This window comes from Pedobacter endophyticus (assembly GCF_015679185.1).
Taxonomy (GTDB): domain Bacteria; phylum Bacteroidota; class Bacteroidia; order Sphingobacteriales; family Sphingobacteriaceae; genus Pedobacter; species Pedobacter endophyticus.
Map to the genome: position 1 here is coordinate 142466 of NZ_CP064939.1, position 21264 is coordinate 163729.

Genomic DNA, 21264 nt, shown 5'->3' on the forward strand with positions numbered 1-21264 from the left:
TGAACTAACATGCGAAATACAGGTAAAAAATTTTGGCTTATTACTGTTCTCGCCGTTAGCTGGATGTTGGTAATGCGCCCGTATACGCCCAATAACATTGTAGCATTTGAATTGGCAAAAGTACCCGAACGGGCATTGGCAATTTTGAGCGAATGGGGAGCGGCGGGCATTGCAAAGGCAAGATTAAGCATTTATCTTGATTTTGGATTTCTGATTTTGTACTCGTGGTCGATCAGCCTGGGTTGTAACATCGCCGGCAAATTCTCTATGCAGCCTAAGCTGATTGCCATTGGCTCATTTTTGGCTAAGCTAGTTTGGTTGGCGGGCCTGTTTGATGTACTGGAGAACGGAACCATGTTGATTACGCTGAACGAAGTTTACGACACAATGCCCGCCATCACCTTTTACTGTGCCGTAACCAAATTTGCCCTACTGGCGATAGCAATGGTTTATATTGTACTGGCTGCGCTTGTAGGGCTGCTAAATTTACTTCTGAGAACTAAGAATAAGGAACATTAAATACTATACATACCAATTTTAACCTGGGCAGCTAAGTGTGTTTAATGGCCAATTGCGCTGTTAAAGCCTTCACTTTTTCTACGGAGGTCAATTCGTAGCGGTATTCATCTTCTATACTACCCATTTTGGTTGTGGGGTTGCGGTATTGCATTTTACTTTGAACAAAGGTTTTAGCGGAAGCATGAAAGTCTGTAGCGCCAGTTTTGCTAATAAGTGTGCTAATGTTGTGTTCGTTAATTCCGGCCCCCGGCATAATTACTATTCTTCCGGCGGCTTGCTTAACCAGTTTTGCTAAAACATCGGCCCCATCAATGGCTGAAGCCGCTCCACCAGATGAAAGCACCCGAACAATTCCCAGGTCGATCAAATCTTCCAGTGATTTCTCCATATCATTGCTCATATCAAATGCACGATGAAAAGCCACGGGAAGAGGTTTGGCAAGTTCAATCAGTTCAGCACACCGCTTTTTATCAATCGTTCCGTCAGCTTGAAGTATTCCGATCACTACACCGTCGCAATTTAATGATTTACAAATGGCTATATCTTCTTTCATTAAGCTGAACTCGATCTCAGAATATAGAAAATCGCCTCCGCGTGGACGTATAATGGGCCATATTGCTATGTTAAGTTTTTGTTTAGATAAGGCAATTTGGGAATAACTGGGCGTAGTTCCTCCTTCGGCTAAATTATCGCAAAGTTCTACACGTTTGGCGCCACCATGCTGTGCAGCCAAAGCCGATTCGAAAGAATTACCACAAATTTCCAGTACACCAAAGGCGCCTTTTATATTATCGTTCATATCTTTTATGGAGATTTAGCTTTGACAATTCGTTTTTGTTATATCGTCATTGCGAGGCACGAGGCAATCTCTATTCGCAAATCAGATCCCTCCCGAAGAATCGGCATTGGAAATGATGACTCATTTAAATTAATAATAGCTTTTTCCTTTAATCAGTAAATCTTGCTGTTTCTCGTTGCAAACCGCATAACTAAAACCCTTTTGAATAGCGTAGGCACCATATTCGCCTTTTTTATTGATCGCTAAAAAGCCAACTTGGATGTTCTTTGCGGTTTCGGGTTTTTTCTTGATAATCCGCATTACGGCCTCCTTACAAGCTGCTTCAGGCGTATAACCCTGACGCATCAGCTCGACCACCAAAAATGAACCGACGTTTCTTACTACTTCTTCGCCAACACCTGTTGACGTTGCGCCGCCCACCTCATTATCAACATACAATCCGGCACCAATAATCGGGCTGTCGCCAATTCTGCCGTGCAGTTTATAGGCCATTCCGCTGGTAGTGCAGGCGCCTGATATGTTCCCCTTGGCATCTATCGCGAGCATACCGATGGTATCGTGGTTGTACTGGTTTCCCGGCAGTTTTTGCGGTGCCGCCTTATCGTAAAGTTTATTTTCGATGTTTATTATAGGTTGGTATTTAGCCGTTTTTAACCATTCTTTCCAGGCTTTTTCGCTTTCTGGAGTAAGGAGATTTTCCTTTTTAAAACCTTGCTCAAGCGCAAATTGTAATGCGCCATCGCCGGCCAGCATAACATGAGGCGTTTTTTCCATTACTTTCCGCGCTACCGAAATGGGGTGTTTAATGTGTTCAATAGCCAATACGGCGCCGCAATTTCCCTCTTCATCCATAATGCAGGCATCGAGCGTTACCCGGCCGTCTCTATCAGGAAGGCCACCGTAGCCAACAGATTGATTTTTTACATCGGCCTCTGGCACCCAAACGCCCTGTTCAACGGCATCGAGCGCCCGGCCGCCTTTGGAAAGCACTTTCCAGGCATCAGCATTTGCGGCAATGCCAAAATCCCAGGTCGAAATTACAATCGGAAAATGATCTGCCTGGCCAACTTCAGTTGGGATAACATGAGCAATACTGGTTTTATCGATAGCCAATAAACCCGCAGAAAGGGCAGAGGCTTTAATAAATTTACGACGGTTGAACATTAGTTAGTTTAGTTTGTATGGTTAATTGTTGAATTGTTAAATTGCTTGATTGTTTAGATTGCCTAATTGTTAAATTGCTTTATTGTTGAATTGCTTAATGGTTTAGGTTGCCTATTGCTAGTTTCCTATTGTCAACTGCAATCTCCCAACTGCAATCTCCCAACTGGAAACTCCCAACTGGAAACTCCCAACTGCAAACTCCCAACTGGAAACTCCCAACTGGAAACTCCCAATTGAAAACTGTCAAACCTAATCGATCTCAAACTGGTCGGCGTCCTTTAAAAACGGAAACTGGCGTCTTATTTTAACTAATTCCTCGTAGTTAATGCTAAAAGTGTACAAATCTTCGTCTTCGGGCTTGTAATATACGGTACCGCCGTAAGGGTCAATGCACATCGAATGGCCGCTGTGGTAAATCTGATCGCCATCGTGGCCAACGCGGTTTACACCAATCACGTAGCTTTGATTTTCGATGGCACGGGCAGGGATCAGTGCTTTCCAGTGCGAAGAACGCTTGTCGGGCCAGCTTGCAATAAGCAGTAAAACATCGTATTCTTCGTTTTTATTGCGTAACCAAACCGGAAAGCGTAAGTCGTAGCAAACCGCCAATCGTATTTTCCAGCCCTTTAGCGTTACAATGAGTTTTTCATTTCCTGCAGTGAAGTTTTTATCCTCTTCGCCCATCCCAAACAGATGGTGCTTGTCGTACTTTTTAAACTCGCCATCCGGTTCCATCCAAATCATGCGATTATAAAATTTACCATCTTCTTTAACAATTAAGCTTCCGGTAACCACGCAATTGTATTGATAGGCCGTTTTCTGCATCCATTGCATGGTAAAGCCGCCCATTTCTTCGGCAAGTGCTTCGGCATGCATGCTAAAGCCACTGTTAAACATTTCTGGCAAAACAATTAAATCTGTTTTCTCTCTAACGCCCATCGAAAGGCGCAAGGTGAGGTTCTGCAGGTTTTTTTCTATGTTCTCCCAAAAAAGGTAGGCTTGAAAAACGGTAACTTTCAGGTTTTCTATTTGCGTGTAAATAGGTGTTTCCATGTGTTTTGCTTTACGGGATGCATTAAACATTAATTAATTTCTCTGCGGCCATTTGTAGGGTTGAGTTTTCTTTGGCGAAACAGAATCTGATAATCTTGTAATCGGTTGCTTTTTGGTAGAAAGCGGAAACGGGTATCGTAGCAACCCCGAATTCTTTTATCAGCCTCATGCTGAAATCTGTATCTTTTTCTTTTGAAATTTTACTGTAGCTGGCACACTGAAAATACGAGCCATTGCATGGCAATAATTCAAAGCGGCTTTGACTTAAGAGATGCCTGAAATAATCGCGTTTCTGCTCAAAAAAGCGGGTTAAACCAGTGTAGTTTTCAGAATTATTGATGTACTCGGCAATGGCTTGCTGCATAGCACTATTAACGCTGAAAACGTTAAATTGGTGTACTTTTCTAAATTCGGTGGTAAGCTGCTCAGGTGCAAGGCAATAACCGAGCTTCCATCCGGTAACATGTAAAAGCTTGCCAAAGGAAGCTACAATAAAGCTCCTTTCCCTTAGTTCGGGAAAGAGCATAACGCTCATGTGTTTTTGCCCATCGTACACCAAGTGTTCGTAAACTTCGTCGCTCAGGATCAGTATATCCGTACCTTTAATCAGTTTAATGAGCGATCGCATATCGTCTTCTGATAAAATGCTTCCGGTAGGGTTCTGAGGAGAATTGAGGATAATCATCCGGGTATTGGCTGTAAACAGCTTTTTTACCATGTCCCAATCAATAGCGTAGGTTGGCGGCGCAAGCTCGTAAGTTTTTACCAGGCCACCCAACAGTTTTATGGTTGGTGCATAACTATCGTAAGCGGGCTCGAAAATGATAACCTCATCGCCGGGATTGATTATGGTAGCCAGGGCGGTAAAAATAGCCTGTGTTCCACCTGCGGTAACCGTTATTTCGGTGTTTGGATTATATTTTACCTGATAAAGATTTTCTATTTTCCTGGCAATTGTTTCTTTTAAAAACGGGTTGCCAGGCATCGGCGCATACTGGTTAAAACCATCTTTCATGGCCTTATTTACCAATTCGACCAGATGGGGATCGCAAGGGTAATCAGGAAAGCCTTGAGACAGGTTAATGGCATTGTGATCTGCCGCAAGTTTAGACATGACCGAAAAAACGGTAGTGCCCACACCAGGAAGCTTCGATATGATATTTAACATGTTATAAGCGAATGTATGAAAAAAAGCTTTAAAGCTTAAATAGCAAAGGTATTGATTCATTTTTATTGCTCGCCGATGCTGGTTACGATTGATGAATATTGTACCTATTCGGATCTTTCGGTACTCGTTATTGCACTATTTTGTTCAAGTAAACCTGAATATTTGTTTGCTATTTATAATTAATCCAAATAAAAAATCTTAATTTGGCATGCCAAATCAAAACTCGTTTCTATGAAATTTAAATATCTAATTGCCATTGCCTTGTTTGCTTTAACAACATCGGCTTTTGTTCTTCCGAAAAAAACGATCAAAACGTTTGTGTCCAACTACGAAAATGTACTGGGAACATCGTTAGAATTGAAATTTAAAGCAGCGAGCGAGGACGACGCTTATTTGGCTGAGCAAAACGCCGTAAATGAAATTGATCGCCTAGATAATATTTTAAGTGCATACAAAAGCACATCGGAGTTTAGCAGGTGGATGCGCAACGGAAAAACGACTACGCCAATTTCGGCCGAGCTGTTTGAGGTTTTACAACAATTTGAAAATTATAAAGGCGCAACAAATGGCGCTTTGGATGCTTCGGCAGCGGTTTTTGCCAACGTATGGAAAAAGGCAACTGCCGAAAATCGCTTGCCATTGGCTGCCGAACTGAAAACGGCCGTAAGTATGGTAAAAACAAAACACTATGTTTTGAATGAGCAGGATTTAACGGTAACACGCCTTGATGATGCGCCGCTGGCCTTAAATTCTTTTGCCAAAAGCTACATTATTAATAAGGCTGCAGAAAAAGCTATAGAAACTCCCGGCATTAAACATGTTGTTGTAAACATTGGTGGAGATATGGTGGTAAAAGGTTCTGGCACAGAGGTAATTAAGATTGCCAACCCCATGGCGGATGCAGAAAACGCTGCGCCATTGGTTACCGTTAAAGTATCGAACAAGGCTGTAGCCACAAGTGGCAATTATAGAAGAGGTTATCGTATAAATGGAAAGTGGTATTCGCACATAATCGATCCACGTAACGGAAACCCTGTTGCTGAAATCGTTAGTGCAACGGTAATTGCGGCTGATGCCAGTAAGGCCGGCGCGCTGGCAACCGCTTTCAACGTACTTTCGGTAAGTGAGATTGAAAAACTGATGTCGGCACAATCAGATGTTGCATATCTGTTGGTTACCAAAGCTGGCACAGAAATAAAAAGTAAGGGCTGGACGGCCTATGAAGTAGAAACAGCAACATCAACTGCTTCTCCCGATCGTGCTAAAGCAGATAAATTCTGGAATACCAAATTCGAACTGCTCGTCAATCTGGAACTTGCAAATGTTGAATCTACCGACGGCCGTCGCGTTCGTCGCCCGTTTGTTGCCGTTTGGGTAGAAGACGCCCAGAAAACACCTGTGCGTAACCTGGCGATTTGGTATAACAAGCCACGTTGGCTGCCCGATTTAAAATCGTGGTCGCGTTCAAATGGCGATGAATTTAAAAAAGGGGCAGAAGGCAGCCTGAGTTCAACAAGTTCGGCAACCCGTGGCCCCGGAAAATATACGTTGGTTTGGGACGGGAAAGATGATCATGGTAAGCTGGTTAAAGCAGGCTCGTACACGGTTTATATTGAAGTGGTTAGGGAACATGGCACTTATCAAATTATAGCTAAACAGATGAAATTTACCGGAACGGCCAGTAAGATCGAATTAACCCCAAATACAGAATTAGCATCAGCATCACTTGACTACAGAAAAATCGCAACCAGGAAAAAGTAATATTGTAGTGGCTCCAGCAGGCTTAGGTCGTAATACTTCGAAAAAACCTCAAGGAAAAAGCAGGGTAAAAAAACGCTTTGCAGGTTTGTCTCGTTGGCTTCATATCTATTTATCGATGGTAAGTTTTGCCATTCTGCTGTTTTTTGCGGTATCGGGTTTAACCTTAAACCATGCGGATTGGTTTACCTCGGGCAAAGAAGTGGTAAGGAAAGACTCAGGAACCGTAAACGTAAAATGGGTAAATGAAATTGATACCTCAAAAATTAATAAGCTTCAACTGGTAGAATATTTTAGGAGCAAGCACGAGGTTAAAGGTGCATTGAGCGATTTTAGAATCGATGATGCGGAATGCAGCCTAACCTTTAATGGCCCCGGATACATTGCCGATACATTTGTTGATAGGGAGACAGGTAATTATGAGCTAACAGTTACCCGTTTTGGTGCTATTGCGGTAATAAATGACCTGCACAAAGGACGAGACTCGGGGAAAGCCTGGTCGTGGATTATCGATATTTCGGCGGTGCTGATGACATTGGTTTCCCTTTCGGGCATCATCCTGATTTGCTTTATCAAGAAGAAAAGAATGAGCGGTTTGATCATTGCAGCGGTTGGAGCACTGGCTTGCTATATCATTTATAAACTGTTTGTACCTTAGGGCCTCACCCTTTGAAAGTAAATGCATTGGCCAGTACGTCGCTGCCTTACCCTTGTTTCCCTCTCTCCCGGAGAGGGACTTGCACTACAGAAAAATAATTCACAAACTTTGATAGGGAGCGGCCTTAATGCCCCACAACCGTCGCATCGGCCGAAGCTGCGATTTCTGTTTTGATGAACCTCGTACCAACGAACAGACAAAAGAGCGCAATAAAAGCGGCAAGCGTCATTACCAGGGGCATGGGCACTACTGAGTGTTCGCTAAAGAGACTAACAACAACGGAAGCGAGTGCGCCCAATCCCATTTGCAGCGCACCCATTAAAGCCGATGCACTGCCAGCATTTTTGCTGAAAGGCGCTAAAGATAAGGCCGCCGCATTTGGATTAATAAATCCTAAACAGCACAAAAACAGCGCAATAAAACCAATGGTTGAATATAAACTTAACCAATCGTTCAAAGCAAAAACCAGGAATATCAAGCTGAAGGCGCATTGCGCAAGCAAAGCCCAGGTTACTATTTTTTTGCTGGTAAACCATCTTAAAATTACGCTGTTTAACTGGCTCGACCCGATGAACGCGACTGATAGCAAGGCGAAAATCCATCCGTAACCGGTTTTACTTACTTCGTAAATTTTCATAAAAACGGTTGGCGATGAAGAGACGTAAGCGAACAACCCCGAAAAGGTTATTGAGCTGATTAATGCATAAGTAGAAAACTGCGGCTCTTTTAAAACACCTAAAAAGCTGTTTAAAATTGGTTTCGGCTTTAGGGAATAATTCGGATCAGGTTTATAGCTTTCGGGCAATTTGAATATCGATGCCAGCAAAATCAACACAGCCATAAACCCCAGAAAAACAAACACATATTTCCAGCCGAGCGCTGCAATTAAGTAGCCGCCGGCGGTAGGCGCAAGCATTGGCGATACGGCAATAACCAACATTAGTGAGGCAAACACTTTTGGGCTCTCTTCAACGGAAAACAAATCGCGAACCATGGCTACAGATGCAACGGCAGTGGCGCAGCTGCCAATAGCTTGTACAAACCGCAAAACAATAAGCTGGTTCACGTTTGTAACGGCCAAACACAAAATGGAAGCAACAATATAAAGTGCCAGACCAAAATACAGCGGTTTTTTTCGACCGAACTTATCGAGCAGGGGGCCGTACAATAATTGACCCGCAGAAATTCCGATGAAAAAGCTTGATAGCGATAACGCGACGGTTGATTCGGTGCTGTTTAAATCTTGCGCAATATCTACAAAACCTGGCAGATACATGTCAATAGAGAACGGGCCAAGTGCGGCTAACGAACCCAAAATTAAAATGAGGTAAAAGTGCTTTTTCTTAGCCATGTTCTTGTTCGATTTTTTCGGAGCGCAAAGATTGGGAGATTAAATTTCTTAACCTATTTTTAAGGTCGAATGATTGTAAAAAAGATTTCGTTTTTTAAAATGTTTTGAATTTTGGTTAAACATTTTTAATCTGGGTATCGGATAGCTGTTAGGGTTCGTTCCAGTGCGATTAACGTTAAGGGTGAACAAAAAATATTGTGTCATCCGGAGTTTTAATTTTCTAGGAAAAACTTAATATGAGTGACGTTTTTTAGTCGGCCGTCATTGCGAGGCACGAAGCAATCTATTCTGCAATAAGGTCGCTAATGAGATTGCTTCAATCGATTAAAAATCGATTTCGCAATGACGAAACGCCAATGGTAGGGGTAGTTTTTTAGCAAAAATCAATATGAGTGACGTTGATGATTATTTTAGGGCGTTCTGGTCAACCTCCTCGTCACCCTGTCTCCCTACGTACGGGATCAGCATGACGACTGTTCATCTAAAAAGCTAAAAACAACAGATTACAAAATAACGTCGATGTCAAGGGAGTCGAAGGACAAATATTTGTTTTATCCAAAAAAAAGGGTCTTCGACTCCGCTCAGACTGACAACTGAAGGGCTTAACTTAGTAACATTGGGATTAGTCCGTTTAGCATCGGCGTCAGGGGTACGCATTGAACGAAGATAGTTGGTTTCATGCGGATTATTAATTTAATCAAAAAGGCAACATTTATTTGATTTATCCCTAGATTTATACGCTATGACCTTTAAGACCAAAGAAAGCCGTCTGCTTCTCATATTAGGAAGTTTTTTTGTTGCTAATGCAATCTTGTCCGAATTTATTGGTGTAAAATTGTTCAGTGTAGAAGAAACACTTGGTTTCAAAAAGTTTGATATAAACTTGTTTGGCGTGCCTAATTTGTCGTTTGTAATGTCGGCGGGCGTACTAACGTGGCCTATTATTTTTATCATGACCGACATTATCAACGAGTATTTCGGAGTAAAACAGGTTCGCTTTTTATCTATCTTAACTTCAATTTTAATTGCATTTGCATTTCTGGTGGTTTGGGGCTCAATGCACTTAAGTGCAGCCGATTTTTGGGTTCACCAGACCATTAATGGTGAAGATTTGAATATGAATAATGCTTTTGCGGGCATATTTGGGCAGGGAATGTGGATTATTGTGGGCTCTATCATTGCGTTTATTGTAGGGCAACTTGCCGACGTTTTAATTTTCCATCGGATAAAGAAAATAACCGGCGAACGTGCTTTGTGGCTTCGGGCAACAGGTTCTACCTTGGTTTCGCAGTTGATTGATAGCTTTGTGGTTATATTTATTGCTTTTTACCTCAATCCCCAGTACCATTACAGCTGGCAAATGGTGGCCGCAATTGGCCTGGTAAACTACACTTACAAATTTGTAGTGGCCATTTTGATGACGCCAATCTTGTATATCGTTCATGCCATTATTGATGGTTACCTGGGCAAAGAACTGGCGAAAAAATTGATGGAGATGGCCGGAAGGGGATAAGTGTTTTGAATTAAATCAATCTATTGTTTTATTTCGAAACATCGCTTACCTTTGGTGATGGATTTTGAATTGTCGAAACAAGAAATTGGACGGAGAATTGTTCTATTACGCAACCGAAAAGGCTTGTCGCAAAGCGAATTGTCAAAAAGTATCAATATTTCCCGTCCGTCTTTAACACAAATTGAGTTGGGCAACAGGAGCATTAGTTTAAATGAGTTGCAGCGGCTTTCGCATGCCTTAAGTTTTTCGTTGGATGACTTTGTCGCGAAAGATTTCCAGCTTGGTCAGAATATTGATTCTACTAAGGAAGCGCAACCAGTAACGGAAGAGCGGATTTCTATTCCAACTTTGAATATCAATAAATTTAAGAACGTTTTACTTTACATTTTAGAACGGTGTGCCGGAAAACCGAACGTTGGTGAAACGGTTCTGTATAAATTGCTATACTTTTCTGATTTCAATTATTACGAACTTTACGAAGAACATTTAACAGGGGCGAAGTACAAAAAACTACCCTATGGGCCTGTGCCGCAAAAATTAGATTCTGTAATTAATCAGATGTTGGATGACAACGAAATTCAACGCATTAAAACAGCGTATAAAGGTTTCGCCCAAAAGCGTTTTTTGCCGTTGCAAAAGGCCGATTTAACACAATTAAAAGCCAGCGAAAAGGATGTGATCGACAAGGTTTTAGAGCAAATGAGCGATTGGTCGGCAACTGCAATAAGCGATTATTCTCATAAGGATTTGCCCTGGGAGGTTACTGAAGATGGGAAAGACATCAGCTATAATTTAGCTTTTTATAGAGAAGTGCCTTATTCAGTGAGGGTTTACGACGAGGACTTTGATCATTAGATATGCGCTTTGATTCGTTAAATGAATTTGACAAGGACTTAAAGAAGTTATTGAAAAAATATCGGAGCCTTAATTCTGACCTAGAGGATGTAAAGATTATTTTGAGAGTTAAGCCAGATGCTCAGAATCCATTTAGCTTTAGGATTGATAATCTGGGGATTTCATCCTGTATTATAAAAGTTAAGAAAATTGCGTGCGATAGTTTAAAAGGCCGTGGAGTTAACTCCGGATTGAGGCTGATTTACGCTTATTTTCCAGAGGAACAAAAGATCGTATTTATTGAGCTTTATCACAAGAACGATAAGGAAAACGAAGATCGGAAGCGGATTTTAGAAAACTTCGAATAATGCAAAAGGCCGGAATCGCTCCGGCCTTTGTGCTAACAACAAAACAAATAAAAAATTAACTTAAATTATATTCTTAAATCGCCGCCAGTTCTTCTGCGAAGATATTTTCGGCTATTTCAGTTTGCGCATAAACTTGTCTTCCGGTGTAGGCGATAAATACTTCCTTATCCAATAACAAGTCGCGGTTTTTAATGAGGCTTTCGAGCTTTACGGTACCGATTACGTACTTGTAATTACTGGCCGAGTAACGTTCGCTAATGTTGTCAAATTCCAGTAACCTAATTAAATCCTCGTCAGCGTAACGCAGGTAAACCTCCAACAAAATAGCCTCTGTATGCTTAACACCATTTTCTGAGTGGTATTTTTTATACTCATAGCGATAATCATATCGCAGCGCCGCAATATCAGATAGCACTGCTGCTCCTGTTGGGTGGCCCCCGGCTCCTTTGCCAAAAAAGAACTGTTTATCAGCAAATGCAGCCTGAACGGTTACCGCGTTGTATTCGTTCTCTACATTATACAAGAAATCATCCTTGGCAACTAATTTCGGCAAAACGTAGGTAACAATATCTTTCGTGTTAACCTTTCGGGCGGTTGGAACCAGCTTTATCTTAAAGTTCTTTTCACGGGCATATTTAATATCGTTAGCAGAAAGATTTTGAATACCGATGTTCAAAATGACATCAGGATTAACAAACAAGCCATAAGCATGTGCTGTAGCAATGGCCAATTTGTATTTTGGATCATAGCCTCCCACATCCAAAATTGGATCGGTTTCGGCAAAGCCTAAATCCTGTGCTTCCTTTAATGCCGAATCGTAACTTTGGTTCTCATTGAATATTTTGGACAGAATGTAATTTGATGAGCCGTTGAAGATGCCGCTCAAAGCATGGAAAAGTTCGTTATCGTAATATTCCTCTAAGTTTCTGATTATTGGAATACTGCCGCAAACTGCACCTTCGTAAAGCAAAGAGGTGCCATGCTTTTGTTGCAGATCTACCAGTTCCTTCAAATGGGTGGCAATCATTTTCTTGTTGGCCGAAACCACATTTTTGCCGTTTTTTAGTGCAGTAGTTACGATTTCATATGCCGCATCGGCATCATTTATCAGCTCTACAATGGTATTGATTTCCGAATTGTTCAGAATTTCGTCTTTATTGGTAGTAAATAAATCCTTGTTTAGCGTACGTTTCTTTCTTGGATCTTTAATCGCTATTTTAATGATTTCGAGGTTTAAGTTCTGGCTTTGGATAATATCCAATAAACCTTGCCCAACAACTCCAAAACCAAATAAACCAATTTTTAAGTTCTTACTCATTTTTATTTTTGTGATTACACAGATTAAACGGATTGCACCGATTTTATCTGTTTTGATTATTTAAGCCCCACCCAACCCTCCCCAGAAGGGAGGGCTTAGCGATGGGAATACTGTGCAGACGTTTATTTTTGCTTTGGTCTTTCAGCTTTGGTCTTTTGTCTCTCGAGTTTCGGACTCCGGACTCTTGACTCACGACTCCAAACTCCCTTCAAGCGGTGTACTGCAGTTTGATTACCTTTTTTTTGCGGCTTTCCTTCATAAAAGTGCTGATGATATTGGTTAAGGCATTCGTTTCAATCAAAAACCCGTCATGACCATACTCTGAATGAATAGATACAAATTCGGCATCATCAATATGGTCTGCCAGGTATTTTTGCTCCGAAATGGGGAAGAGAAAATCGTTCTCAATTCCGATAACCAGGGTGTTCGCTTTTATAAGCTTCAAGGCGTCGGTAATGCTGTTTCTGTTTCGCCCCACGTTATGGCTATCCATTGCCTTGGTTAAATAGTAGTAACTGTAGGCATTAAAGCGATTAATGAGTTTTTCTCCCTGATAATTCTGGTAAGATGACGCCCTGAAATGATCGGTTTTATCATTTACGCTTTCTACCTGCGTACTGCCGTATGCGCTGTAGGTTCTGTAGCTCAAAAGTGCAATCGTTCTGGCCGTTTTCAACCCTTTACTTCCGCCGTCGGGCTGGTTGGCATAAAAAGTGCGGTCGCTGGTAATTGCCAAACGCTGACTCTCGTTAAAGGCGATTCCCCAGGGAGAGTGCGCTGCATTTGTGGCGACCAAAATCAGGTTTTCAATCTGATTTGGCTCGATAATTCCCCATTCTACTGCTTGCTGACCGCCCAAAGAACCACCGATTAAGAGTTTAATTAAGTTAATGCCCAAATGTTTCGCCAACAGTTGATGCGCAGAAACAAAATCGCGAATGGTAAATTGCGGGAAAGAAAGGTAATAGGGCAGGCCGGTTACGGGGTTTTTGCTCAACGGATTTGTGGTGCCGTAGTTAGAACCCAAAACGTTTGCACAAACAATGTAATGGTCTTTCGGATTAAATAATGCATTTTGCCCAAACAAACCTTCCCACCATTCAAAAACATCGGCATTTGCGGTAAGTGCATGGCAAACCCAAATCACATTGTCTTTATTGGCGTTTAACTTGCCGTACGTTTGATACGCGATTTCGAGGTTGCGAAGCTTTTTCCCGTTTTCGAGCTTAAATTGCTTGGGGTATGTATATGTCGCTGTTGAGCCTCCGGAGGGAGAATTTGAAGCGCTGTTATTTTTTTTAGTCTGCATGTTGAATATTGAGAGGTTTTAAAGCAAAAAGTTTAGGATTATTACGCTATTTATGCGTTTAAGCCACGCCAATTGCAGTAAAGGCCTGTTCGAAATCGGCTTTTATATCATCTATATGTTCAATGCCTACCGAAACTCTCAACGAGTTTGGTTTAACACCTGCGGCCAATTGTTCTTCGTCACTTAGTTGCTGATGCGTAGTTGCCGACGGTTGGATGATCAATGTTTTTGCATCGCCAACATTGGCCAGGTGCGAAATCAGTTTGAGGTTGTCGATCAGTTCTGTAGCGTTTTCCTTGCTGCCATTTAACTCGAACGATAAAACGGCACCGAAACCATTGCTGAGGTATTTTTTTGCGAGGCTGTTATAGCTGCTGCTGACCAATCCGGGATAGGAAACTTCTTTTACGGCCGGATGGTTTTCTAACCAGGTTGCCAATTCAAGGGCGTTATCTACATGGCGCTGAACGCGGAGCGATAAGGTTTCCAATCCTTGTAACAAAAGGAAGGAGTTGAATGGCGAAAGCGCAGGACCTAAATCTCTTAAGCCCTCAACACGGGCACGGATGATGAATTGAATATTTCCGAAAGGACCATCAACGCCAAAAACATCACTAAAAACGAGGCCGTGGTAACCTGCCGATGGTTCGCTGAACTGCGGAAACTTTCCGTTGCCCCAGTTGTAATTGCCGCCATCAACAATTACGCCGCCAATACTCGTTCCATGTCCACCTATCCACTTTGTGGCCGATTCTACAACGATATTTGCACCGTGCTCTAAAGGTTTAAATAAGTAGCCCGCTGCACCAAAAGTATTATCGACAACCAAAGGCAAATCGAATTTTTTGGCAATTGCTGCAATCTTCTCAAAATCGGGGATACTAAAAGCTGGATTTCCGATCGTTTCTAAATAAATGGCCTTTGTTTTTTCGGTAATCTTCGCTTCAAATTCTTCTGGTACATCAGGATTGGCAAATTCTACATGAATGCCCAGGCGTTTAAAGGCCACCTTAAACTGATTATAGGTGCCCCCGTATATATGCGACGAAGAGACGATACTATCGCCAGCCTCCAAAATATTGTTCAACGCGATAAACTGTGCGGCCTGGCCGGAGGCCACTGCCAAAGCGGCCACACCGCCTTCTAAAGCGGCAATCCGTTTTTCGAAAACATCATTTGTAGGATTCATAATCCGTGTATAAATGTTTCCGAATTCTTTTAATGCAAAGAGGTTTGCACCGTGTTCGGCATTTTTAAAACCGTAAGATGTAGTTTGATAGATTGGAACAGCTCTTGAACCAGTTGTTGGGTCAATTTCCTGGCCGGCATGAATTTGTAGCGTTTCGAATTTATATGATGTTGACATAATTTTAAATGATTGAATTTGTGGTTGTTGAATGATGGAACTTCCGAATACTTAGTGAAATATGCTTCGTAAGTTCAGACAGGGGCGTATCCCAATTTACTGGGACCTTCCAATTTGAAAACACAATAGAGGAAGATTTTTTAAATTACTGCATGCAACAGCACATACAAGTAACCGCTTTGATATCAAAATAAATAGACAAAATAGGGGAAATTCGAACCTGCTTTGGATTCAAACTGTTCTCGCTTTGCGATTGAAGATTTAATATTTTCATCAGTTGTAATTTATATCTCCAGATAACACCGTGTTATCCGGTCAGGAATTGGCACCTTCTCTTTCTGAGGGTTGCCAGTGGGTCGCAGAGCCAGTCTCTCGCCACTTCTTTATAAATCAATCCGATTAAGATTGACTTTTATTCAGCTATCCGCCAAATAATATTTCAAATGTCTGAATTATTTTTTGAATGACAAAATTAAATTCTGAAATTTCAATAATTTGTTGAATGTGAGTGATTTATTTTTGAGCCAGAAATAAAAAAGCATCGCAATCCAGATTCTATTGAATATGAATTGCGATGCAGAAAGTATAATAGAGCGCTGATAACCTACGCTTTAGCTAACCAATTAATGCATTGGGACAAACGAGCTTACCTTTTTTTCGAAGTAACAAGCACTACAACCCCCGCCACCAGAATAATACCGCCAACATACGGAGGCCAGTTTACTGATTTTTCTTTGTCTGCCGAAATTTGGATCGGGCCGGCATCAACAACTTTTTCTCTTTTGGTGTAAGAAAACCCCGTCCAAACGAGCATTGCAATTCCTACAATAATCAATACAATTCCAACTGTTCTGTTCATATCATTTTAATTTACAGTTGAACAAATGAATTGGGCTTATGTTTTAAAATGCATATCCGATGGTAATTTTTCCAGAGTTGTTCATCAAATTGGAACCTGTGCCAACGATGCCATAAGCGTTTTTGATCTTGATGAAAAAGGAGAAATCGGCCGCGAGTCCCGAGATTTTTTCGGTGCTGTAGTTAATATTGCGCTTGAGGCCAATTGTAGAGCCGAGGAACAGCCGGAAGCCATATTGCCTGTCGGGGTTTTTTCGGCCATGCCAGATGAGTTCTGTAGATCCGCCCGTAGTAAACAGGGTTGTTTTGTTTGATGCAATGGATAATGAATCTGATTTTGCTCTTAAATCTTTTCTGAACGATGCGTAACTTCCGCCCTCATAAACAAGCGCTGTTTCCCAGTTTAAAATCCTAAATTCTGTGTTGCCCGACACTTGTGCAACGCCTGCCGATGTTCTCAATCCAAATCCTACAACACCCTTTTGATAGAAATCGTCGCTTATTTTACGTCGGGTGTTTTCATATCCTTCCGATGTTCCGCCGAAGTACCCAAAGCCTCCGTACGAAAAGTTAAAGTTTCCGATTACATTGGATCGGTTGTAGTTAACGAAACCCATCGACATGCTGCCTGTTTCGTATGGCAAGGTATTATCTGCAAAACTGGCGCTAACATAATTTCGGGCTTTCACGCTGTCAGAAATCATTGGCTTTGGTAGGTACGACATGTGATTTGAGGTTGCCGCGGGCGTGTAAAAAACGGGTAAGTTGCTTGAAATACCACCGCAGGAGGTGAGTACGACAGCCAAAAGCAGTATTAAAACCGCAAAGGAGTTTCGTGGGATGAGCATACGTTAATAAATAAGAGATAATTTACAGGTTCAAGATACAAAGTATTCCTGAACCTAGGAATTTATTCGTCAAAAAAATCGACGAGCCCACCAAGAAAATATTCTTCTATGCCCTCGGTAAAATCTTTATAATCTTCATCCGGAATGTTGGTTTGCTTAAACTCCAACGATGTTCCTTTTTTATCGTCATGAAGTTTGATAGTAACGATTGATGGTTCATTATTTTCGCCAAAGTACCATTGTTGCACAATCTTTTTGTTGGTTTCAAACTCAATGTTTTTTCCAACAATATCGCCATCCCAAAAAGAAAATTCGGTATCAGGCTTTTCTTCAAACGTTACTTCGGCACCTGTCCAAAGTTTAATGCTGAGATCTTTTGTGAGCGCTAAATAAACTTCTTCGGGAGAAGCTGGCAGGTAAGTGTATTTTTTATAGTCTTTCATCAATTTTTACTATTTCTTTATCGTTAAATGCTTGCTCATCATTTGCGCCATCATTTTTTTCAAACTGTTCATTCAGGTCTTTAACCATAGCCATGCGCCATGCGGAACCGGGGTACGAAAATACGAACGTTTCCTTAACCCGATCTGATTTAATGAAATAAACAATCCAGATTATCGCGAAAATTCCTTTTACCACTAGAAAACCCAGGTCGTTAGTGCCATTTGCAGCCTCGGTAGCTACAATCTTCGTTAAATAAGCATTGGCAAAATAATCGGCCGATAATACTACGAAGTTAAAACATAAAAATCCAATATAGTATTTTGGAAAAAAATCTCTTCGATTATAGAAAGAGATGAGAATAAAGATACTGGAAACAAACAGGATCGTATTTACTATAACGGTCAAAACTACCGACCAAACGAAAAAAACTGAATGTTCGCTGGTTTGCATTGCGCTCCAAATGGCTTGATTAAAAATTTCTAATTTGAATGTGGCAAACAGAATTGTTACTGGCGAAACCGTTATACCGATTGCCGGAACGATAAGCCAGCCCTGAATTTTACGTGCGTTTTTGATTGCTTCGAGGTTGTAGGCTGTATGTCTTGTGTAGACATACATTGCGATAAAAGAGAAAAGAATTAATGTAATAATGGCGATTGAAAATGGCATTGCAGCGAGGCCACCTAAATCACCAGCTACATCGCCATCCCAATAAATTCCGTAGCTCAGTAAAGCCGAAATCTGTTTGCTGTCTTTTATATACTTATCAAGTGCAATGGGTGGTAAAGCGGAGACAAAACTTTGATAATAGTAGTTTAACGTTAAGGTATCTTTTTTAGCGTTTGCTGAGTAAACAAATCTGTAATTCTCATCATCAATAGTTAAGTTTTCGTTTTGAAGATTCCACGTTCGTGGCAAAATAATTTTTATTTGCTGCTCAACAGTGCTTGGAAACTGCATACTCATTGGTGCGTTTCTAAACTTTTTCAAGTCGTTTATTTGGTTATTTATCAAGTCGCCATAGAAGTAAGCTATTTTCTTTGACTTTAAATTTTCATCCTTTGTCCAAAAGTTATTTATTTCATATTCCTCTTTTACCGTGATGACGTTTTCCAGCTCATCATCCTTAATTGTTAATGGCCCTTTCATGCTCAAGCCGGGATAAAAATTTGTATAATATTCTATGTAAGATTTTTCCAAACTTTCTTCACCTTTAGTATTTAAATCGTCTCTAAAAGTATTTGCGTAATTATTTGAATAAGTTGTAGTTATTATGAAGCTTGTTTTTGATTTTGTTGAGGTGTCTGCAACTTTAAAAACAGTAAAGGAGTGCAGTCTCCCTAAGTTTGGTCGCGGTGTGCTTATTAGGTCCTTTACACCTTTTTTAATGACCAAAACTTTTGCGGTATATGGATAATAATTGTCGAAAATAGGACCTCTTTGATTGGATATAGTTGGATCGATGTAAACTTTTCTGTCGTTGAGCTCAACAACTAATGTTTCGTGGTTAAATACATTTGGACTGGGCAGAAGCTTCGCCGTTTCGTTATTGAGGTACGTATCAATAAATACAGAATAGGCATCAATTCCATTAGCTTTAAGTAGGTAACAAAGCAAATTGGATTTATCCTTACAGTCGCCATACCGTTGATTTAAGACTTTGTCAGGCGTATTTGGGCGATTAGAATATTCTCCCATCTCTATACCCATGTACCTAATTTCATCTTGGACAAACCTCGTTGCAAGTTCTAAGTACTTCTCTTTATTTCCTTTTGATTTCGACTTCAAATCAGCAATTTTGTTATTGAGAAGTGTTGTGTTTTTGATATCGAAATTTTGAATGCTTAAGCCCCAGTCTACAACTTCCTCCCAACTCTGGTATTCAGAAATTTGAACGCGGGCAAAGGGGTTGTAAGATGAAGGTACAAAATCCTGATCGGGATATGTTTTGGACATTGTGTTTTGCCATTCGAAAACATTTAATCCGTTTACAACAGATTTATTTAAAACCGGAGTGTCGTTAAAGGTTTTGGTCCTCATCTTTCTGTTCGGATCGAAGATAATGTTGTTATAAACATTAACAATCTGGCTATTTCCTTCAAAATAGATCGTACTAGCGTATTTTGGAAATACCGGATTACTCCCTTGCGTGGTATAGGCGTATTCGATCCTATCACCTTTTCTAATGTCATCAAGAATTAAATAAGCGGTGAATAAACCGCTGTAAATAAAGCGTGAAAGTTCTTCTTCATTTTGCAGGATTTTGAAATTCTCGGAAACCAGCTTGTTGATTGGCTTGCCCGCCCGCCAAACTACAAGTTTGTGGAAAATTAGCTTTTCGTAACTTGGATCGTAGGACACAGAAATTTCGGAACCATTTTGAACGCCGCTCGAATTACTGATTTCTCTTATGATGTGCGTATAATGTTCTTTCGTTTCAAGGTTGTTTTGTCTTTCGAAAAGAAAAATATAATAACCGTCTTGAATGTTCTTATAAGGCGGTTTCTTGTTGATCACATCAACTTTTTGCAACCAACTGGGCAGTTGCTTATTGATGTTTACTTTGCCGTTTCCGGCAAAGCTTAAAAGAACTGTAAAAATGGTAAGGATGGTTGAGAGTGTAATTTTTTTTATCATGTTTTATTTAAAAGCATTTAATCCGGTGATATCCATTCCGGTAATTAATAAGTGTATGTCGTGCGTTCCCTCGTAAGTTACCACCGACTCGAGGTTCATCATATGTCGCATAATTGAATATTCGCCTGTAATTCCCATTCCGCCGAGCATTTGGCGGGCGTTTCTGGCAATATCCAGCGCAATTTCTACGCTGTTTCGTTTTGCCATCGATATTTGTTCGGCTGTAGCTCGGTTTTCACTTTTAAGGACGCCCAGACGCCAAACCAATAACTGCCCCTTGGTAATTTCGGTAACCATTTCGGCCAGCTTTTTCTGTTGCAATTGAAATCCGCCGATCGGTTTGCCAAACTGTACCCTTTCTTTAGCGTAGCGTAGCGCCGTATCGTAGCAATCCATTGCGGCGCCGAGCGCACCCCAGGCAATACCATAGCGAGCTTGGTTAAGGCAGCCCAGCGGGCCTTTGAGTCCGCTAATTTCAGGAAAAACATTTTCTTTAGGAATTTGAACGTTATCAAAAACTAATTCACCGGTTGCCGATGCCCTCAAGCTCCATTTGTTATGCGTTTCCGGGGTAGAAAAACCTTCCATTCCACGCTCAACTACCATTCCTCTAATTTTTCCCGCTTCATCCTTTGCCCAAACAACGGCGATATCGGCGAAAGGGGCGTTGCTGATCCACATTTTGGCGCCGTTTAAAATATAATGCGATCCAGCATCTTTAATATTGGTGGCCATGCCGCCGGGATTTGAGCCATGATCCGGCTCGGTTAAGCCGAAACAACCCATCCACTCGCCGGTGGCCAACTTTGGTAAATATTTTTTGCGCTGCGCTTCCGTTCCATAAGCGTAAATGGGGTACATTACCAGCGAGCCCTGAACGGAGGCTGTAGAACGGATGCCCGAATCGCCGCGTTCAATTTCCTGCATCAAGATGCCATAGGCAGTATAATCAAGACCGGCGCCCCCATATTCTACCGGAATTGTGGGGCCAAAAGCACCAATATCGGCCAATCCTTTGATTAAATGTTTCGGAAACTCAGCTTTTTGAGCATAATCTTCAATAACCGGACTTACCTCTTTCTTTACCCATTCTCTTGCTGTTGCGCGAATGAGTTTATGCTCATCAGTTAACAGTTCATCCAATAAATAGTAATCCGGTGCCTCGTAAAGGTCTTTTTTTACTGATTTGCTCATTTAGTTTCGTTTATCTGGTTAAAGAATCACGTTCATTTCAAAGGTAACAATTTACAACAATGGGCCTTATATTCATGAATAAAAATTTAATTTTGCACCACACAA

At 41.2% G+C, this 21264-nt stretch carries 19 protein-coding genes and 1 riboswitch; of the genes, 6 read left to right on the forward strand and 13 right to left on the reverse strand.

Going from position 1 to position 21264, the window contains the following annotated elements:
* The first annotated feature begins 9 nt into the window (after positions 1–9).
* Positions 10–519: a hypothetical protein gene (locus IZT61_RS00660; RefSeq protein ID WP_196099292.1), complete on the forward strand. Its 510-nt coding sequence runs from the start codon at positions 10–12 to the stop codon at positions 517–519.
* 31 nt (positions 520–550) lie between these two features.
* Here the strand turns inward: IZT61_RS00660 and IZT61_RS00665 are convergent, their stop codons facing one another.
* The 4 genes from IZT61_RS00665 to IZT61_RS00680 form a co-directional block, all read right to left on the reverse strand.
* Complete coding sequence (locus IZT61_RS00665; RefSeq protein WP_196099293.1) at positions 551–1318, reverse strand: copper homeostasis protein CutC; 768 nt, start codon at positions 1316–1318, stop codon at positions 551–553.
* Positions 1319–1447: 129 nt separating this feature from the next.
* Positions 1448–2482 (reverse strand): N(4)-(beta-N-acetylglucosaminyl)-L-asparaginase, encoded by a 1035-nt coding sequence (locus IZT61_RS00670; protein ID WP_196099294.1) that lies wholly within the window; start codon positions 2480–2482, stop codon positions 1448–1450.
* Between the two features lie 249 nt (positions 2483–2731).
* Entirely contained in the window at positions 2732–3535 is an 804-nt protein-coding gene (locus tag IZT61_RS00675) for a nitrilase family protein (protein ID WP_196099295.1), read from the reverse strand.
* 22 nt (positions 3536–3557) lie between these two features.
* Positions 3558–4703 carry a methionine aminotransferase gene (locus IZT61_RS00680; RefSeq protein WP_196099296.1) on the reverse strand — a complete coding sequence of 382 codons (1146 nt, stop codon included), beginning with the start codon at positions 4701–4703 and terminating at the stop codon, positions 3558–3560.
* A gap of 231 nt (positions 4704–4934) precedes the next feature.
* Here IZT61_RS00680 and IZT61_RS00685 point away from each other — a divergent pair, with 231 nt between their 5' ends.
* Together IZT61_RS00685 and IZT61_RS00690 are read left to right on the forward strand one after the other, a co-directional pair.
* Positions 4935–6464 (forward strand): DUF2271 domain-containing protein, encoded by a 1530-nt coding sequence (locus tag IZT61_RS00685; protein WP_196099297.1) that lies wholly within the window; start codon positions 4935–4937, stop codon positions 6462–6464.
* Positions 6430–7119, forward strand: a complete 690-nt coding sequence (locus tag IZT61_RS00690) for a PepSY-associated TM helix domain-containing protein (protein ID WP_230383804.1) — start codon at positions 6430–6432, stop codon at positions 7117–7119. The genes IZT61_RS00685 and IZT61_RS00690 overlap by 35 nt, the downstream gene beginning before the upstream one ends.
* A 124-nt stretch (positions 7120–7243) precedes the next feature.
* Here IZT61_RS00690 and IZT61_RS00695 read toward each other — a convergent pair whose 3' ends face one another.
* Complete coding sequence (locus tag IZT61_RS00695; protein ID WP_196099298.1) at positions 7244–8470, reverse strand: multidrug effflux MFS transporter; 1227 nt, start codon at positions 8468–8470, stop codon at positions 7244–7246.
* 742 nt (positions 8471–9212) lie between these two features.
* On the opposite strand from IZT61_RS00695, the gene IZT61_RS00700 reads away from it, so the two are divergent.
* From IZT61_RS00700 to IZT61_RS00710, 3 genes are read left to right on the forward strand one after another with little or no spacing between them, the layout of a single operon-like run.
* A complete protein-coding gene (locus tag IZT61_RS00700; protein WP_196099299.1) occupies positions 9213–9983 on the forward strand; it encodes a queuosine precursor transporter in 771 nt (256 codons plus the stop codon).
* A 57-nt stretch (positions 9984–10040) separates the two neighbouring features.
* Entirely contained in the window at positions 10041–10838 is a 798-nt protein-coding gene (locus IZT61_RS00705; RefSeq protein WP_196099300.1) for a type II toxin-antitoxin system antitoxin SocA domain-containing protein, read from the forward strand.
* A gap of 2 nt (positions 10839–10840) precedes the next feature.
* Complete coding sequence (locus tag IZT61_RS00710) at positions 10841–11185, forward strand: hypothetical protein (RefSeq protein ID WP_196099301.1); 345 nt, start codon at positions 10841–10843, stop codon at positions 11183–11185.
* Positions 11186–11258: 73 nt separating this feature from the next.
* Here the strand turns inward: IZT61_RS00710 and IZT61_RS00715 are convergent, their stop codons facing one another.
* From IZT61_RS00715 to IZT61_RS00750, 8 genes are all read right to left on the reverse strand, one after another.
* Entirely contained in the window at positions 11259–12503 is a 1245-nt protein-coding gene (locus IZT61_RS00715) for a homoserine dehydrogenase (protein WP_196099302.1), read from the reverse strand.
* A gap of 208 nt (positions 12504–12711) precedes the next feature.
* Positions 12712–13812, reverse strand: coding sequence for a homoserine O-acetyltransferase family protein (locus IZT61_RS00720; RefSeq protein ID WP_196099303.1), 1101 nt, complete (start codon positions 13810–13812; stop codon positions 12712–12714).
* A 58-nt stretch (positions 13813–13870) separates the two neighbouring features.
* Positions 13871–15178 (reverse strand): O-acetylhomoserine aminocarboxypropyltransferase/cysteine synthase family protein, encoded by a 1308-nt coding sequence (locus tag IZT61_RS00725; protein WP_196099304.1) that lies wholly within the window; start codon positions 15176–15178, stop codon positions 13871–13873.
* A 281-nt stretch (positions 15179–15459) separates the two neighbouring features.
* A riboswitch (SAM riboswitch) is annotated at positions 15460–15570 on the reverse strand.
* A 254-nt stretch (positions 15571–15824) separates the two neighbouring features.
* Positions 15825–16037, reverse strand: a complete 213-nt coding sequence (locus IZT61_RS00730; protein WP_196099305.1) for a hypothetical protein — start codon at positions 16035–16037, stop codon at positions 15825–15827.
* A 43-nt stretch (positions 16038–16080) separates the two neighbouring features.
* Positions 16081–16884 (reverse strand): hypothetical protein, encoded by an 804-nt coding sequence (locus IZT61_RS00735; protein ID WP_196099306.1) that lies wholly within the window; start codon positions 16882–16884, stop codon positions 16081–16083.
* A gap of 62 nt (positions 16885–16946) precedes the next feature.
* The gene (locus IZT61_RS00740) at positions 16947–17327 is read right to left on the reverse strand and encodes an SRPBCC domain-containing protein (protein ID WP_196099307.1); all 381 of its coding nucleotides are present in this window, start codon (positions 17325–17327) and stop codon (positions 16947–16949) included.
* A complete protein-coding gene (locus IZT61_RS00745; RefSeq protein WP_196099308.1) occupies positions 17314–19965 on the reverse strand; it encodes a DUF3857 domain-containing protein in 2652 nt (883 codons plus the stop codon). Before IZT61_RS00745 ends, IZT61_RS00740 begins: the two co-directional genes overlap by 14 nt.
* 3 nt (positions 19966–19968) lie before the next feature.
* The gene (locus IZT61_RS00750; RefSeq protein ID WP_196099309.1) at positions 19969–21159 is read right to left on the reverse strand and encodes an acyl-CoA dehydrogenase family protein; all 1191 of its coding nucleotides are present in this window, start codon (positions 21157–21159) and stop codon (positions 19969–19971) included.
* Between the last annotated feature and the right edge of the window lie 105 nt (positions 21160–21264).